This window comes from Tsukamurella sputi, assembly GCF_007858445.1.
GTDB classification, from domain to species: domain Bacteria; phylum Actinomycetota; class Actinomycetes; order Mycobacteriales; family Mycobacteriaceae; genus Tsukamurella; species Tsukamurella sputi.
In genome coordinates this window covers 113,944-130,096 of the sequence record NZ_VIGV01000001.1, presented here as the reverse complement: position 1 = coordinate 130,096, position 16,153 = coordinate 113,944, and the positions used below count along the sequence as shown (strand labels likewise).

Sequence of the window (16,153 nt, the reverse complement as noted above, 5' to 3'; positions counted from 1 at the left end):
CTTCCCGAGTAAGGACCACAATCCCATGGCGAAGACCGCTCTCATCACCGGCATCACAGGCCAGGACGGCTCGTACCTGGCCGAGCTCCTGCTCGCGAAGGGCTACGAGGTGCACGGAATCATCCGCCGCGCATCCACGTTCAACACCGCCCGGATCGATCACCTCTACGAGGACTCGCACGAGAAGGACGCTCGGATGTTCCTGCACTACGGGGACCTGAGCGACGGCGCCCGACTGGTGACGCTGCTCTCCGACGTGGCTCCGAGCGAGGTGTACAACCTGGCCGCGCAGTCGCACGTGCGGGTCAGCTTCGACGAGCCGGAGCACACCGGCGACACCACCGGGATCGGCTCGACCCGTCTGCTCGAGGCGGTCCGCATGTCGAAGATCGACTGCCGCTACTACCAGGCCTCCACGTCCGAGATGTTCGGTGCCACACCGCCCCCGCAGAACGAGGAGACCGTGTTCTACCCGCGATCGCCCTATGGTGCCGCCAAGGTCTACTCGTACTGGATGACCCGGAACTACCGCGAGGCCTACGACATGTTCGCGGTCAACGGGATTCTGTTCAACCACGAGTCCCCGCGGCGCGGAGAGACCTTCGTGACGCGCAAGATCACCCGCGCGGTCGCTCGCATCAAGGCGGGACTCGAGGAGCACCTGTACATGGGCAACCTCGACGCGATCCGGGACTGGGGCTACGCACCCGAGTACGTGGAGGGGATGTGGCGGATGCTGCAGGTGGATGAGCCGAACGATTTCGTCCTCGCGACCGGTGTCAAGTGCACGGTCCGTCAGTTCCTCGAGACCGCCTTCGAGCACGCGGGTCTCGACTGGGAGCGCCACGTCCGCTTCGACGAGCGCTACCTCCGCCCCACCGAGGTCGACGCGCTGATCGGCGACGCCTCCCGGGCCGCGGAACTCCTCGACTGGAAGGCGCAGGTGCACGCGCAGGAGCTCGCCAGGATCATGGTCGACGCCGACATCGCAGCGCTCGAGTGCGCCGGCCGCCCGTGGATCGACCGACCCGTCGTCTCGGGGGCCTCCGCATGACCGGCGGGTTCGTTCCCGGGCCGCTTGATCGGGACGCGCTCGTGTACGTCGCCGGACATCGGGGACTGGTCGGATCGTCGATCGTCCGCGCACTCGTCCGTGCCGGTCACACCAATGTCGTCGGGTACACGAGCACGCAACTGGATCTGCGTGACCGGAACGCCACGATGGACTTCCTGGCGGATGCACGGCCGCAGACGGTCATCCTCGCAGCGGCTCGTGTCGGAGGTATCGCCGCGAACAACGCCGAGCCCGTGGAATTCCTGTCCGACAACCTGCGCATCCAGACCAACGTCATGGACGGAGCCCTCGCGGCACGAGTGCCGCGCCTGCTGTTCCTCGGATCGTCGTGCATCTACCCCAAGTTCGCCGAGCAGCCGATCCGGGAGGACTCGCTTCTCACAGGGACGCTCGAACCCACCAATGACGCCTACGCCATCGCCAAGATCGCCGGCATCATCGGCGTGCAGTCGGTCCGACGGGAGTACGGCCTTCCCTGGATCTCGGCGATGCCGACGAACCTCTACGGACCCGGCGACAACTTCGACCCACAGGGCAGCCATCTGCTCCCCGCACTGATCCGCAGGTACCGCGAGGCCGTCGAGACCGGAGCGGACCACGTCGTGAACTGGGGGAGTGGTACCCCGCGCCGGGAGCTGCTGCACGTCGACGACATGGCGGCCGCCTGCTTGCACCTCCTCGCGAACTACGACGGCGCCGCCCAGGTCAACGTCGGCACCGGCGTCGACCACACGATCGCCGAGATCGCAGCGATGGTGGCGCGAGCGACGGGATACACGGGGTCCACGCGGTGGGACTCCACCAAGCCGGACGGTACGCCGCGGAAGCTGCTCGATGTCCGCTCGCTGGCAGCCCTGGGATGGCGGAGCAGCATCTCGCTGCGGAGCGGTATCGACGAGACCGTCGCGTGGTACGTCGCCAACCGGAAACTGGCGCGGGCCTGACCATGCGGATCACCATCATCGGGCTGAACTTCGCCCCCGAAGTCACGGGAATCGCGCCTTATACGACTGCGATCGCGGAGGGGCTCGCCGCCCGGGGACACGAGGTCGAGGTGCTCGCGGGCCTGCCGCACTACCCCGGGTGGCGGGAGGTCCCCGGGTACCGGGGCCGACCCGTCGAGCGTCTCGGTCGTGCCACGGTCCGGCGCATCGAGCACTACGTCCCGCACGGGCATGCGATGCGCACCAGACTTCGGATGGAACTGAGCTTCGCTCGTCTGGTGGCGGCGCGGCGGTGGGACTCTCCGGACGTCGTGCTCACAGTCAGCCCGTCGCTCCTGGCCGCGGGAGCGGTGGTCGCCGCGGCCCGCGTGCGGGGCGTTCCGAGCGTTGTCGTGGTGCAGGACCTGTACGGCAAGGGCGCGGACGAGACCGGTGCCCTGAGCGCGGCGGCCGGAGCACTCACCCGGCTGGAGGGGAGGATCCTCTCGGCGGCGTCGCGGGTGGTCGTGATCCACGACCGGTTCGCGTCGACGGTGGGCGCCCTCGGGATCCCGGCCCATCGGATCAGCACGATTCGCAACTGGACGCATGTTCCCGACGTGGGCCGGGTCGACGTCGCCTCGATCCGCGCCCGACTGGGCTGGAGCGCAGAGGAGATCGTCGTCCTGCACACGGGGAACATGGGATTGAAGCAGGGGCTGGAGAACGTCGTCGAGGCGGCTCGGATCGCGGACGCCCGGGGCCTACGGGTGCGGTTCAGCCTTGTCGGCGGAGGGAATCAACACGATCGACTGGTAGCGGCAGCAACGGGTGTCGCGGCGATAGAGTTCCGGGACCCGTTGCCGCCGAACGATTTCCTGTGCGCACTGCGAGCCGCCGATGTGCTCCTCGTCAACGAACGCCCGGGCATCGCGGAGATGGCGGTCCCCAGCAAGTTAACCTCGTACTTCGCCAGTGGGCGCCCGGTCGTGGCGGCAACCGATGCCGGCAGCACGACGGCGGCGGAGATGCACGAGGCGGGTGCGGGAACGGTCGTCCCGCCCGGGCAGCCGCAAACCCTCCTCGACGCGTGCCTGGCGTTGGCGTCGGACGTCGACCGCGCAGCGGCGTGCGGTGCGGCGGCCAGGGAGTTCGCAGCGCAGCGACTGGGCTCCGCGCGTGCGATCGCCGAGTACGAGGACGTCTGCCGATCGGTGATCGGGGCTCGGAGGTCCGTCCATGCCTGAAACCGTTCGCGTCGGCGAGTTGGACCGCCGGTTCGCCGGTGCGCCCATCGTGTGCGTCGTCGGACCGGTGCTCGGCACGGAATCGATGCTGTTGCCCCGTCTGACCGCCATGTACGGGTCGGGTCCGCAGACTCGGGTCGGAGTGCTTCCGGACCGCTCTCGACGGCGCTGGCTCCGTGTCGAACCCGACCGGTCGTGGATCATCCGGGATCCCGACTTCGACCCCGAGGAGATCGGTGCGGCGGTGCGGCGGCTGCACGCGCGGGCCGACGCTCCGCCCATCCAGGTCGGGATCGCGCGCGAGCACCTCCTGATCCGCGTCGATCACGGAGTCGGAGACATGGGGCTCGTGTTCGAGATCGTGGCGGCGCTCTCACAGGCGGGCGGCCCGACGGACACCGGCTTCGTGGACCCGGCTCCGCGTTTCGGTCTCCGCGGGGCCCTCCCGCGCATCGTCTCCCGGCAGATCCTTCGAGATCCGGTGGGTACCGTTCGCTCCGTCGGCGCTCTCCTCGGCGAGCGACGCCGCCGGCCTGGGACCGCCGACGTATCCGGCCCGCTCCCGAGCGACGTCGTCGCGGCGCATTCCGTGTTCCTGCGGTCGGACGCCGGTTACCTCGACGCACTCGCCGGTGCACGCGGAACCCGTGCGAGGACCGTGTCAGTGAGTGCCCTGCTCGCGCAGGCGTTCGCGGAGGAGATGGCGGCACTCGCACCGGGACTCGCCGATGTTCACGTCGTCGTCAGCCTCCGGAACCGCCTCGCCGGTGATCGCGCCACGGCGGGCAACTTCACCGCGGTCGTGACCGTGCCCGTCCACCCGCCGACCGGATTCGCGGCTCGCTTCGACGCGATGGTGCGTTCGGCGGAGGTCCCGCTCAAGCTTGCCCTGTCGATCCTGTCGCACTCCGTCACCCGCCGCGACGAGACCGCGACCGCCCTGCGCCCCTCGGTCTCGGTGTCGAACCTGACCAGGGCGGCGACGGCGGCCCGGATCGGATGGGCGGGTGCGCCCGCTGAGCGGACCTGCGCCGTGGGAGCGCCGCTCAGCGATCGGCGATCGCTCGCCGTCGTACTCACGCAGGTGGGTGCGCAGGTTGCGGCCACGGCCCATTTCGACGCGACCGTGTACGAGCCGATCCTCGTCGAGCGGGCGGTCGCGCGCGCGTTGTCCGCAGAGCGGTGGGGCCGATGAGAATCCTCCAGATCGCGACCCTCTTCAGTCCCGACGGCGCGTACGGCGGGCCCACGAGGGTGGCCGTCAACCAGTGCCGAGCGCTTCGCGCGCGCGGCCACGACGTGATCCTTGCCGGTGGCGCGGAGGGGTACGCCACGCGCCCCACGGATGTCGACGGCGTGCCGGCTCGGCTGTACCCCGCCCGGCGAGTACTTCCCGGTGCAGGTTTCGCGGGCCTCGCGGCGCCGGGGATCCTCCGACTGCTGGCACGTGCGCGTGCGGAGTTCGACGTGGTGCACGTGCACCTCGCGCGAGACCTGATCACCCTGCCGGCTCTGCGTCTGGCACAGGTCACGGGCATGCCGACCGTCGCGCAGACGCACGGCATGATCGATCGGAGCGAGAATCCGCTCGCAGCGCCCCTCGACCGAACGCTCACCGGGCCGGCGCTCCGGGCGGCGGGCGCGGTCCTGCATCTGACCGATACGGAACGCCGCGACCTGGCCGCCGCGATCCCGGGCGAGCTGGCGTTCTTGGAGATGCCGAACGGGGTGCCGGAGCCCCGTACCGGTGTCCGTGCCGCGATGCCGCCCGAGGTCCTGTTCCTCGCGCGCCTGCACGAGCGCAAGCGCCCCGAACTCTTCGTAGACATCGCTCGGGAGCTGGCAGCTACTGGTGCGGACGCGGTGTTCACGGTGGCGGGGCCCGACGGCGGCCGGCGATCCGCGGTCGTCGCCGCCGCCGGATCCGTGGTTCGCGTCGAGGGCGCCGTCGATCCGCAAGAGGTCTCGGATCGACTCGCTCGTGCGTCCGTCTACGTGTTGCCGTCCGTCGACGAGCCGTACCCGATGGCCGTGCTCGAGGCGATGGCCGTCGGCCGTCCCGTCGTGATCACCGAGAGTTGTGGCCTGGCCCCGGTCGTCCGTGCCGGCGGTTGCGGCATCGTCGTGGACGAGTCGAGGGAAGGACTGCGCGCGGGCGTCACGGCCATGCTCCGCGATCCCGCCGTGGCCACGGCCATGGGTGCCAGGGGCGCGATCATCGCCCGCGAGCGCTTCGGCATGGTGACGATCGCCGAGCGTCTGGAGGCGATCTACGACCGGGTCCGCGACGCGCAGACGGACGAGTCGGTGGTACGACGATGAAGCCGCCTTCGGTCCTTGTGTGCCTCGTGATCGCCGTCGGGGTTCTCCTCGGCGCGTCGGCCGGCGTGGCCGTCGATCGATTCGGCACGCGGGAGTACGAGGCCACCGCCTACGTCGTCACCTCTGCGAATGACGTGACCTCCGATCCGAGTTCGGTGTTCCAGAGCTCGTACGGCGTGTGGCGGATCCCCGAGTACGACGCGATCGTGCGCTCGAAGAGCTTCCTCACCCGCGTGGTCGCCGACAAACACCTCGGTGTCTCGCCCGACGAACTCGCCGCGCGCATCCATACGGGCACCGCCGCGAAGAAGACCGCGGTGCTGACCATCAGTGCGGTCGACGGTTCCGCATTGATCGCCGCGGCGCTGGCGAACTCCGTCGCGGAGTCGCTCGCCGAAGTGATCGGAGAACGAGAACACGGCGTGGACGTGCGCGCCACCGTCGCGGCCGCCGCCGTACCGCCCGAGCGCCCGGACGCCTTGCCCCCGTCGCTCACCGTGGCGCAGTACACCCTCGCCGGAGCGGTCATCGCCTGGGCACTGGGACTTCCGATCATCCGAACAAGGAGGACACATCGTGGCACTCGTACTTCGTAAGCCCGAGGACCGGTCGGGGTTGGTGGCCCTGATCGTATGGCTGCTGCCCGGCTCGCGACTGAAGACCCGACTGCTCAATGCGCTCGGCAACGACATCCACGCCGATGTGACGATCGGTCCTAACGTCGTCGTCGCGTGCGGTCCGCTCCGCGTGGCGCAGGGGGCTCGAGTGGGTTCCTTGAACACGTTCCGCAACATGGCAGAGGTGCGGGTCGGAGCCGGATGCTTCTTCGGGAACCTCAACTCCGTGACCGCGCATCCGGACTTCCAGCAGGATCACCCGTGGGCCGGAAGGCTCATCCTCGATCCCGAATCGGGAGTGACCAGTAGGCACTACCTCGATTGCTCCGGCGAGATCCGGATCCACCGGATGGGCGCGATCGGTGGCGTGCAGTCGATCCTGCAGTCGCACGAGATCGACCTGCGCCGCAACGAGCCGAGCATCGGGCGGATCTCCATCGGCGAGTACGGATTGACGGCGACCCGAGCGCTGGTGCTCAAGGACGCGCACGTCCCCCCACGATCCGTACTCGCCGCGGGTGGGGTGCTGATGCGCGGTGACACCGGAGGAAAGGAAGGGGTGTATGCGGGCAATCCCGCGCGATTCGTCAAGGAATTGCGGGATGCGAAGTGGATGAGCCGCACTGAGTTGGACACGCCCGTACGCCGGGCGGCAGCGGCCCGGTCGGACGCGACCGCCGAGGTGGCGGACTGAGCATGGTCCTCCTCCTCGCGGCCGCGGCGGCGCTCCTCCTCGTAGGAGCGCTTCTGCCGTGGTCCACCCTGTGGCTTCCGCCCGGCGCGCAACGCCGGGCGGCGGTGATGACGGTGCTCCTCACCGCGTGGCCCGTGTCGTGGACCTTCCTGTTCGGTCCACTGCTCTTCGGCGGTGCGGCACCGTCCTACTACCCCGTGATCTGGTACGGCCCGGCCATGGCGGCGGGGGTGACGATACTGGTGCAGAATCTGAACTCGCCGCACGCGCGCCCTGTTCGGGCGTCGGTCCTGATGGCCGCCGTCAGCGTGCTCACCCTGCTGTCGGTCGTGCTCGCTCCGAAGAACTCCAGCGACATCATCCGGTGGGGCATGGCCGCCGTGCTCCTGTCGGCCGCATTGATATCGGCCGAGCGCGTTCCGGCGCAGGCGATCATGGTCGGATGCCGGATCGCCCTGGTGTGGACGGCGGTGTCCGTACTGGTGGCCGTCGTGGTGAACCCGGCCGTGATCAGCGAATGCCGAGCGGACAAGTGCGGTATCGCCGGGCGCGTCCTCACTTCGCCGTTCGCCGGGAACGGGAACATCCTGGGCCTGTACGCCGCCATGCTCCTACCGTTCGCGCTGCACCGCGCAGGTGTCGTCCGCGCCGTTCTCACTGTGGTCGGCGTCCTGAGCATCTGCGAGCTCGCCGGATCCCGCTCCGCGTTGATCGGCGTCGCGGTGGCCACAGCCGGGTACGTCGCGCTCGCGGCGAGTGCTTCGCAGCGCACCCGGTCGGCGATCGTGGGGGTGGGCCTCCTCGGTTGTCTCGCAGGGTCACTGGTGCCCGCGCTGATGGTGTACGGGAACGAGGCGTTCACGTTCCGCGGAACGCTGTGGAATCGAGCGAAGGAGTTCATCGTCGATCACCCGGTCTTCGGATCCGGACCGACGGCGTGGGAGAAGTTCGGACTGACCTCGGTCGATGACGCGAACTACTCGCCACACAACATCTGGCTGGACACGACGGTGTCGGTCGGGCTCTGGGGGGTCGCCGTGATGGCCGCCGCGATGGTGCTGCACCTGTGGCGCAGCGACGCCGACGATCGTGCTGCGATCGGCCTGTACCTCTGCACATTGCTGGGGATCGGTGCACTGGAGTCGCTGTTCGTCCCCTACTTCCTCGGGATCGCGCCGTTCGTCGCGGTGCTGCCTCTGCTCGTCGGCGGCGGTCCGGTCCCGGCTCATGGCCCCGCTCCACCGATCGGGGAACCCTCCGATCGCGACATCGAACGACTGATACCGGCAGCCACGACCGTGGCGGCCACGACACCGGGAGACCCATGGACATGATGATCAACCTCGTCCGCCGCAGGATCGTGTTGATCCTGCTCTGCGCCGTGATCGGCGCGGCGGTCGCGGCTGCACTCGCACTCACCGGCGAGCAGTCCTACCGGGCGACCGCGAGGCTCTTCGTCGCCACGTCCGCACAGGACGTTGCCACCGCGAGTCAGGGCGACCTGGCGGCCAAGTCGCGAGTGCGCACGTACGCCGCTCTGGCCACCAGTGAGGACGTCCTGCGCCAGGCCGCGAAACGGGTCACGACCGGCACCACCGCCTCGGACCTCGGTTCGGCGGTCGTGGTGTCCAACCCACCGGACACCGTGCTACTCGACATCTCCGCAACCGCGGGCGATCCGGCCGTGGCGGCGGCGAAGGCGCAGGCCCTCGCCGATCAGATGGTCGCCACGGCGACTCTCGTCGAGAAGCCCATCAGATCCGGTCCGCCGTCGATCGGACTCGTGCTGCTCCAGCCTGCGGCGAGCGGGGTCACGACGGTGCCGAAGTTCGATCCGGTGACCTTCGGTCTCTACGCCGGAGGCGGTCTCCTCGGCGGGTTGGTCCTCGCTCTCCTGATCCCCGAACGATTCCGACTCCCGCGGCGGAAGCGGCGATGAGTGGCCCCGAGGCCGGTCCCCGCCGGCCCGACGTGTTCCGAGATCTGGCGAGCTTCGACGGATCCGGGATCGATCGCGGCCGCTCGGTGATGGTGCGGTGCCTGTGGCTCGCGGTGTCGGGAACCGTACTCATGCGCTGGTGGTTCCCCAATCGGGCACGGATAGCGGTCCTCCGCGCGTTCGGTGCCGTGATCGGCGACGGATGCATCGTGCGGCACCGGGTCCGGATCGAACTCCCGTGGTTCCTCGAACTCGGTGATCACACCTGGGTCGGCGAAGGCGTCTGGATCATCGACAAGGCTCCCGTCCGGATCGGATCGCACGTGTGCATCTCCCAGGGGGCGGTGCTCTGCGCGGCGAGTCACGATCCACGGCGTCCCGACTTCCCCGAGGTCGATCGCCCCGTGACGATCGGCGACGGTGCGTGGGTCGCGCTGGGTGCCACCGTCCTCTCCGGCGTCACCGTCGGTACCAATGCCGTGGTCAGGGCCGGTGAGGTCGCGGCTCGGGACATCCCTGCCGTCCGTCCCGCGGCGACTCGCATGAAAGGTGAAGACGATGACCGATGAGGAAGGCCGGACGGCTCCGACGATCTCGGTACTCATGCCCGCGTACAACCCCGGACGCTTCCTCGAGGCGGCGATCCGGAGCGCCGTGGACCAGCTGGGTCCCCACGACGAGCTCGTCGTGCAGGATGCGAACTCGGATGACGGCTCCGTCGCGGTGTTCGCCGCATGGGCCGCCGCCGACCCCCGCGTCCGGGTGGTCCACGAGAAGGACGATGGGCAGAGCGATGCGCTCAACCGGTGCCTGGCGCGGGCACGGGGACAGTGGTGCGTGTGGCTCAACGCCGATGATGTCCTCGTCGGGGGAGCGCTCGACGCCGTGCGCGCAGCCGTCTCGAACCGGCAGGAACTCGACCTGGTGGTCGGGGCGAATCAGATACTCCGTGCCGAGGGCGACGTGGTCGACGACTATCCAGGCCATGAGCTGACCCGGTCGCACCTGGTCGGCAAGGGGTGCGCCGCGTTCTCCGGGTCGATCGCGATGCGTACGGAATTCCTGCGACAGGTGGGCGGATTCGACGCCCGGTTGAACACGATGATGGACCTGGAACTGCAACTGCGGATGGCCGACGCTCACCCGCGGCAGGTCGTGCTCGACCGGGTCATCGGAGCGCTGCGATTCCACGAGGTGTCGAAGTCGGCGAATCTGTGGCGGGAGTTCGTGTCGGAGAGCCACGAGGTGCGTATGGCGCACGCCGATACGCCGACGCTCAAAGCGTCCGCCCTGTTGTGCACGGGGATGCATCTGGCGGCGGTCCCGATCTTCCGCCTGCGGCTCTCTCCGGCATATCGCGCGGTGCGCAAGTCGGTGGTTCGGCGCTGACGTGGGACGACATTCGGCGCCGCCGAAGCGGAGCGTGTTGGGGTCGGCGATCGGGAGGGTGACTGCGCGATTCCTGAGTTCGCTCGCCCTCGGTGCCTGCCTCATCCTCCTCGCGCGCGGCACCGATCCGCACTCGCTCGGGATATTCATGACCGCCTACGCGGTCGCGTTGATCGTGGGCGTCGCCGTCGGATTCGGCGCGCCGACCAGAGTTCTCCGTGCGCCCGTGGAGGTGCACGGCACGGCGGCTGCGCTCTATCGTGTGCACACCGGCGTGGTGTGCGTCGTCCTCGGTGCGGGCTCGATCGGAGCCCTCGCGATCTCCGGGATCGCCGCCGCGGGAGTGGTCTTCGCCTGGGGCGACACGCTCCTGAACTACGCGCAGGCGCACCTCGTCGCGATGGGCCGGGATCTCGCTGGGAACCTGCTGATCCTGGTGCATCGGCTCGTACCGCTGCTCGTCGCCGCGGTGTGCCTGCTGGCGTGGGGACGCGTGCCGTTCGTCGTGTTCGGTACGGCATCGCTGATCCCGGTCCTCCTCGGGGTCGTCGTGCCCCGCAAGCGCTCCGAACGGTCGCCCGGCGTCGGAAGCAGGGCGGTGTTCGGTCGAGGGTGGACCGGCTACCTCGGCTTCACGGGCGCGGCCATGATCAGCCAGCTCCAGGTGCCGGTGCTCGGTGCTGCCGGTGGTCCCGCGATGACCGCACCGTTCGCCCTCGCGGCCCGCGTCACCGGACCGATCACGCTCGTCACCGCGTCGCTCACGCAGGTGCTGGTCCCGGAACTGGCACGCAGCTGCGCTGATCCGGTGCGATTCCGGCGCATCTTCCGAACGATCGTGATCGGCTGCGCGATCTACCTCGTCGTCATCGTGTCGTTGTGCTGGCCCGCCGCCCGGGTCGTCACGGCGTTGGCGGGGCCCCAGTACCGCGACGCGACGGTTCTCGTGGCCGCGTGCATCGTCGCGGCGGGATTGAGCGCCAACAGTCAGGGCTTGAACGTCAAATTGCTCGCTCTCGGCCGGCCGCACCGGGCGACCGTCGCGATCCTGGTCGGCAACGTGGTCGGACTGGTGGTGCTCTACGCCACCGGAAGGACTGCAGAACTGCGATCGGTCGCATGGGCGCCGATCGTCACGGAAGTCGTGGTGCTGGCGTTGATGTCGCTGGCGGTCACGCAGGCAATGCCGGACCCGATCAGGGCCGGCGGAGGAGAGGAACCGCCGAATGTACAGCGTATGGAGGCTCGTGCGAACGACCTCGGTCGTACTGATGGTCACGTTGATGAGCGGATGCGCGACGCAGTTCGTCGACCCGGTGTCGTCGGTGCCGGTGTCCGCGGCGCCGGCGTGGCAGGGGGTCCGAGTCGCCATCGTGGGTGACAGCTTCACGGCGGGCACTCAGTTCGGTGGGCAGGGGGAGTCGAACTGGGTCGCGCGGACCAGGTCACGACTGCAGCGCGAGAACGCCGCGATCGACCTCGCCGTGTCCGCGTACGGGGGACAGGGCTATCTCGCACGTGGGGAGGGCGGCCACACCTTCGGTGACAGTGAGAAGGCCGTCGTCGACGCCGACACGGTCGCGATGGTCGTCTTCGGGGGCTCGAACGACATCAATGCCAAGGGCGACTTGACCAAGGCGGTCCAGGAGCTGTGCGCGACCGCGAAATCGACCGCGCGTGACATCAAGATCCTGCTCGTCACGCCCGCATGGCCGAGTTCGGCCGCCGGGGTCGTGGCGGTGGCCGACAACGCCGCAGCGCTCAAGAACGCGGCACGCGGTTGCCCTGCGGAGGTGTTCGATCCCGTCGCCGAGAAGTGGTTCCCCGAATTGGACAAGCGGCGCAAGGACTTCATCGGGACCGACGGGATCCACCCGACCGACGCCGCGCACGAGGTCTTCGCGGATCGGATCTACCCGTGGATCAAGAAGTTCGGGAAGTAATGAAGACCTCGAAGCAGGAGAAGGGAATAATGACCATGATGATCATCGCTCGATTGATCGCGGCCGTCATCCTGGTCGTCACCGGGATGTCGGCGAGTCCTGTGCCGGCTCGTGCGGCCGTGTGGATCCCGGTGGGTGTGGCCACCGTCTGCACTCTGCAGCCCGGATGCAATCCTTACGACGAGGCGAACAAGACGGCGGCCGTCGGCGGCAGACTGACGAGGATCCCGGTCCCGTGGAATCTCGTCCAGCCGTACTCGGCGGCGTCGTACGACTGGAGTCGCGTCGATGCCGCGGTGTCCGGCGCTCGGAACGCCGGACTGATGGTCCTCCTGGTCCTGTACGGACCCGCGCCGGTGTGGGCGCAGGCTCCCGGCGTGAATCCGGCGGGAACCGGGAATCCACCCGCCGACCCGCGGACCTTCGGAACCTTCGCCCAGGCGACCGCGCAGAGGTATGCGCCGCAGGTGAGCGCCTTCGAGGTGTGGAACGAGCCGAACCTCCCGCACTACCTGCAGCCACCCACGGCCGCGACGTACGTGCCCCTCCTCAAGGCGGCCTACGAAGGAATCCGTGCGGCGGGTGCCCAGCAGCCCGTCGTCTCCGGCGGCACGTCGAGCTCGCAGGACGGTACTCCGGATGTCACCTTCCTGCGTGACGTCTACGCGGCGGGTGGGAAGCCGTACTTCGACGCAGTGGGTGTGCACCCGTACACCTTTCCCAACCCGATCACGAGCAGCGGATCGGGCGTCCTGATCAACGGATACCAGATCATGCAGGCGAACGGTGATGCCGCGAAGAAGATGTGGATCACCGAGTACGGCCAACCGACGGGCAGCAGCGCGGTAGCCGTGCCGGAGCAGCAGCAGGCCCAGATCATCGTCGATGCGATTCAGCGGACCCAACAGCTGAGCTGGGTCGGCGTCTTCGTCGTCTTCAACACCCGCGACCTGAGTGCCGACCCGTCCGTGATGGATGCCAACTTCGGACTGTTCCGCTACGACGGGAGCCCGAAGCAGTCCGCTTTCGCCCTGCGGTCCCTCCTGGTGGGCTGAATCGCGCGTCCCGGAGCCTTCGCACGCCCGGTGCGGGCCGCATCAGCCCGCAGGGCGGGCACCGGTCGGACAGGTCGATCGCGGTGCGCGATTCGACATCCGTTCGAAGAGCCACGCGGTCAGGTCGTCCAGATCCGTCGGCGCGTAGTGCCCGCCGGCGCGCTCACGGTGCTCGACCGGGACGCCCGCGGCGCACAGCCGGGAAACGGCGGCCGAGGTCCAGCGCGGTGAGATCAGCTCGTCGCCCGTGCCGTTGATGACGAGGGTCGGAATCGACGGGTTCGGGCGCTGTGGCAACTCGTTGTCGCGCAGATACTGCAGGAAGCGCTCGCTCGCCCGCACGCTCTCAGCGGTCCCATCGGGTCGCACGTCGGCGGGGCCGATCGACGGTCCCGATGGATCGATCCAGGGCTTCGGTGCTGTTCCGGCGCACCCCTTGGTGAACTCGTCGGCGTGCGCGAGAAGGGTGCCGTGCAGCACGTCCGAGGTCTTCATGTCGGGGTAGGAGGCCTGCGCGCCGGAGACGAGTTGCGGCAGGATCGAGTACTGCGCGCCGTTGAGAGTGCCGTCGGCGATCAGCGGCGCGAACTGCAGCGACAGAGCCGGAACGGCCATCGCGTTCGCGACGATCCGCAGCTCCGGTGCCGCGGTGGGGGCGAGCTCCGCAGCCGCCTCGGTCGCGCGGCCGCCCTGCGAGATGCCCAGCAGGAGAGTCCGATCCGAGAGCGGCGCTCCCGTTCGCCGAGCCGCACGTACCGCGCCGAGTAGGTCGTTCCCGTGGCTGCGTGCGTTCAGGTACGGGTGACGTCCCGCTGAGCCCAGCCCGAGGTAGTCCGGCATCACCACCGCGGCACGCAGTTCCTTCAACGCCGCCAGGACGACGGGGAGGTTCTGGAACATCCCCTCGTCGAGCGTCGGTGCGCACTGGGGGCGAACGCCCGTGGTGCCGTGTCCGAAGGCGACGACCGGCCATCCACCGGCGGGGGGAGTGCCGGTGGGCAGATACACGCCGCCCGTTGCGGCGACCGGCGCACCGTCGGGCCCGATCGTCGTGTACGTGATGTCCGTCGCGGAGGAGGTGGCCTCCCGGAGGCTCTTGCTCGCGTGCGCGGCCGGCCGAGCGTCCACGAGACTTCCCAGCGCCTGCTGATCGGCGCCGAGCGCGACGGATGGAAAGCTCCGGTCGGGGGTGGGGCCGCTCGGATCGCTGCACGACAGGGAGACCGCCGCCACCAGAACGCAGATCGAACCGCGGAGAATGCGTTGCACACCATCAGAGTAGGGACTGGGAGGCGGTAGCGTCGAAGCCGTGGACGAGACACGGAACTACGACCAGGATTCGGCGGTGCTGCAGGTGCGGACCGGCGTCGCGGGTCGCTCGGCGCGCCTGGGGCATCGGTTGACGCTGCGGGCCGGGGCGTGGAAGGCCGTCGCGACGGTCGAGGACGGCGTACCGACCGGTCTGACGGTCACCGTCGAGGCGGCATCGCTCGACGTCGTATCGGGGGAGGGTGGCCTCACGCCGCTCAGCGCACCGGAGCGGGTCGTGGCGCGCAGCAACGCGCACAAGTCGCTCAAGGTTGCGAAGTTCCCGACGATCGACTTCCGCTCGACGTCGATCGAACCCACTGCGGACGGGTTCTCCGTGCGTGGCGAGCTCACGATCTGCGGGACCTCGGCACCCTGCCACTTCGCGCTCACCTACGACGACGGCGATCCCGCGCCGGGGCTGACGGCGGTCGTCCCCGTGCGGCAGACCGATTTCGGCATCAAACCCTTCTCGCTGATGATGGGCACACTGCAGGTCGCGGACGAGGTCACCGTCGAGGCGCACGCGATACCGTGAGGGTCATGCCCACCGCAGTGAACGACCACGCCCGCCGCCGTGACACCCTCCGCGCCGCGCTCGCGAGCCACGATCCCGCGCTGGACGCGCTCCTGGTCACCGACCTCGACAACGTGCGCTACCTCGCGGGCTTCACGGGGTCCAACGGGGCCGTGCTCGTCGCGGCCGACCCGGCTCACGACGCCATCGCCACCGACGGCCGCTACCTCACCCAGGTCGCCGAGCAGTCGAGCGACCTGCCCGCGGTGATCGAGCGCGACGTCGCCAAGGCGCTGCTCACCCGTGCCGGGGAGTCGGGGATCGGCACCGTCGGCTTCGAGGCCGTAGCGCTCAGCTACGCCGACCACGCCCGGCTGACCGGGACGGGGCCCGCCCTGGTGCCCACCACCCGCGCCGTGGAGGCGCTGCGCGAGGTGAAGGACGAGGGCGAGATCGCGCTGCTGCGTCGCGCCTGTGCGATCAGCGACGAGGCCCTCGCCGCCCTGGTGGCGGAGGGCGCCGTCCGGCCCGGCGCCACCGAGTCGCAGGTCGCCCGCCGCCTCGAGAACCTGATGTACGAGTTCGGTGCCGAGGCGGTCGCCTTCGAGACCATCGTCGCGGCCGGTGCGAACTCGGCGATCCCGCACCACCGGCCCACCGGCACCGTCCTGGCGGCCGGCGACTTCGTCAAGATCGATTTCGGGGCGCGCTATCGCGGCTACCACGCGGATGAGACCCGCACGTTCGTCCTCGGCGAGCCGGCCGCCTGGCAGCGGGAGATCTACGACGTGGTGCGCGCCGCCCAGACCGCCGGCCGGGAGGCTCTCGTACCCGGCCGGGACGTGCGGGACATCGACGCTGCGGCCCGCGCGGTGATCGAGGCCGCGGGGTACGGCGAGCAGTTCCTGCACGGGCTCGGGCACGGCGTCGGCGTGCAGATCCACGAAGCCCCGACGCTGGGCAAACTCGGCAGCGGTACACTGTCCGACGGTGCTGTGGTCACCGTGGAGCCGGGTGTGTACCTCCCGGGTCGTGGTGGAGTCCGCATCGAGGACACCCTCGTGGTCCGTGCGGACGGGCCGGAACTGCTGACGCGCACCACCAAAGACTTGATCGCACTCTAG

Annotated in this window: 17 protein-coding genes; 16 read left to right on the top strand and 1 reads right to left on the bottom strand. The window is 69.3% G+C overall.

What is annotated here, in order from left to right; translation table 11 throughout:
- Window positions 1–25 precede the first annotated feature (25 nt).
- From gmd to FK268_RS00585, 14 genes are read left to right on the top strand one after another with little or no spacing between them, the layout of a single operon-like run.
- The gene (gmd, locus tag FK268_RS00645) at window positions 26–1,054 is read left to right on the top strand and encodes a GDP-mannose 4,6-dehydratase (RefSeq protein ID WP_146430184.1); all 1,029 of its coding nucleotides are present in this window, start codon (window positions 26–28) and stop codon (window positions 1,052–1,054) included.
- On the top strand, window positions 1,051–2,019 hold the full coding sequence (locus FK268_RS00640; RefSeq protein WP_146430183.1) for a GDP-L-fucose synthase family protein: 969 nt from the start codon (window positions 1,051–1,053) through the stop codon (window positions 2,017–2,019). The genes gmd and FK268_RS00640 overlap by 4 nt, the downstream gene beginning before the upstream one ends.
- 2 nt (window positions 2,020–2,021) lie before the next feature.
- Entirely contained in the window at window positions 2,022–3,245 is a 1,224-nt protein-coding gene (locus FK268_RS00635; RefSeq protein ID WP_146430181.1) for a glycosyltransferase, read from the top strand.
- The gene (locus FK268_RS00630) at window positions 3,238–4,440 is read left to right on the top strand and encodes a hypothetical protein (RefSeq protein WP_146430179.1); all 1,203 of its coding nucleotides are present in this window, start codon (window positions 3,238–3,240) and stop codon (window positions 4,438–4,440) included. Before FK268_RS00635 ends, FK268_RS00630 begins: the two co-directional genes overlap by 8 nt.
- Window positions 4,437–5,567 carry a glycosyltransferase gene (locus tag FK268_RS00625; RefSeq protein WP_146430177.1) on the top strand — a complete coding sequence of 377 codons (1,131 nt, stop codon included), beginning with the start codon at window positions 4,437–4,439 and terminating at the stop codon, window positions 5,565–5,567. The genes FK268_RS00630 and FK268_RS00625 overlap by 4 nt, the downstream gene beginning before the upstream one ends.
- Complete coding sequence (locus FK268_RS00620) at window positions 5,564–6,163, top strand: YveK family protein (RefSeq protein ID WP_146430175.1); 600 nt, start codon at window positions 5,564–5,566, stop codon at window positions 6,161–6,163. The genes FK268_RS00625 and FK268_RS00620 overlap by 4 nt, the downstream gene beginning before the upstream one ends.
- Window positions 6,144–6,878, top strand: a complete 735-nt coding sequence (locus FK268_RS00615; protein WP_146430173.1) for an LbetaH domain-containing protein — start codon at window positions 6,144–6,146, stop codon at window positions 6,876–6,878. Before FK268_RS00620 ends, FK268_RS00615 begins: the two co-directional genes overlap by 20 nt.
- Window positions 6,879–6,880: 2 nt before the next feature.
- On the top strand, window positions 6,881–8,212 hold the full coding sequence (locus tag FK268_RS00610) for an O-antigen ligase family protein (RefSeq protein WP_146430171.1): 1,332 nt from the start codon (window positions 6,881–6,883) through the stop codon (window positions 8,210–8,212).
- Window positions 8,209–8,817: a Wzz/FepE/Etk N-terminal domain-containing protein gene (locus FK268_RS00605; protein WP_158636009.1), complete on the top strand. Its 609-nt coding sequence runs from the start codon at window positions 8,209–8,211 to the stop codon at window positions 8,815–8,817. Before FK268_RS00610 ends, FK268_RS00605 begins: the two co-directional genes overlap by 4 nt.
- A complete protein-coding gene (locus tag FK268_RS00600) occupies window positions 8,814–9,386 on the top strand; it encodes an LbetaH domain-containing protein (RefSeq protein ID WP_146430167.1) in 573 nt (190 codons plus the stop codon). The genes FK268_RS00605 and FK268_RS00600 overlap by 4 nt, the downstream gene beginning before the upstream one ends.
- Window positions 9,376–10,206: a glycosyltransferase gene (locus FK268_RS00595; RefSeq protein WP_146430165.1), complete on the top strand. Its 831-nt coding sequence runs from the start codon at window positions 9,376–9,378 to the stop codon at window positions 10,204–10,206. The genes FK268_RS00600 and FK268_RS00595 overlap by 11 nt, the downstream gene beginning before the upstream one ends.
- Window positions 10,207–10,264: 58 nt before the next feature.
- The gene (locus FK268_RS24090; RefSeq protein WP_158636008.1) at window positions 10,265–11,587 is read left to right on the top strand and encodes a lipopolysaccharide biosynthesis protein; all 1,323 of its coding nucleotides are present in this window, start codon (window positions 10,265–10,267) and stop codon (window positions 11,585–11,587) included.
- Window positions 11,580–12,149 (top strand): SGNH/GDSL hydrolase family protein, encoded by a 570-nt coding sequence (locus FK268_RS00590; protein WP_158636007.1) that lies wholly within the window; start codon window positions 11,580–11,582, stop codon window positions 12,147–12,149. The genes FK268_RS24090 and FK268_RS00590 overlap by 8 nt, the downstream gene beginning before the upstream one ends.
- Entirely contained in the window at window positions 12,149–13,204 is a 1,056-nt protein-coding gene (locus tag FK268_RS00585; RefSeq protein ID WP_231706860.1) for a cellulase family glycosylhydrolase, read from the top strand. Before FK268_RS00590 ends, FK268_RS00585 begins: the two co-directional genes overlap by 1 nt.
- 42 nt (window positions 13,205–13,246) lie before the next feature.
- Here FK268_RS00585 and FK268_RS00580 read toward each other — a convergent pair whose 3' ends face one another.
- Window positions 13,247–14,473: a lipase family protein gene (locus FK268_RS00580; protein ID WP_146430162.1), complete on the bottom strand. Its 1,227-nt coding sequence runs from the start codon at window positions 14,471–14,473 to the stop codon at window positions 13,247–13,249.
- 40 nt (window positions 14,474–14,513) lie between these two features.
- Here FK268_RS00580 and FK268_RS00575 point away from each other — a divergent pair, with 40 nt between their 5' ends.
- Entirely contained in the window at window positions 14,514–15,050 is a 537-nt protein-coding gene (locus tag FK268_RS00575) for a YceI family protein (protein WP_231706859.1), read from the top strand.
- 5 nt (window positions 15,051–15,055) lie between these two features.
- On the top strand, window positions 15,056–16,153 hold the full coding sequence (locus tag FK268_RS00570; protein WP_146430160.1) for a M24 family metallopeptidase: 1,098 nt from the start codon (window positions 15,056–15,058) through the stop codon (window positions 16,151–16,153).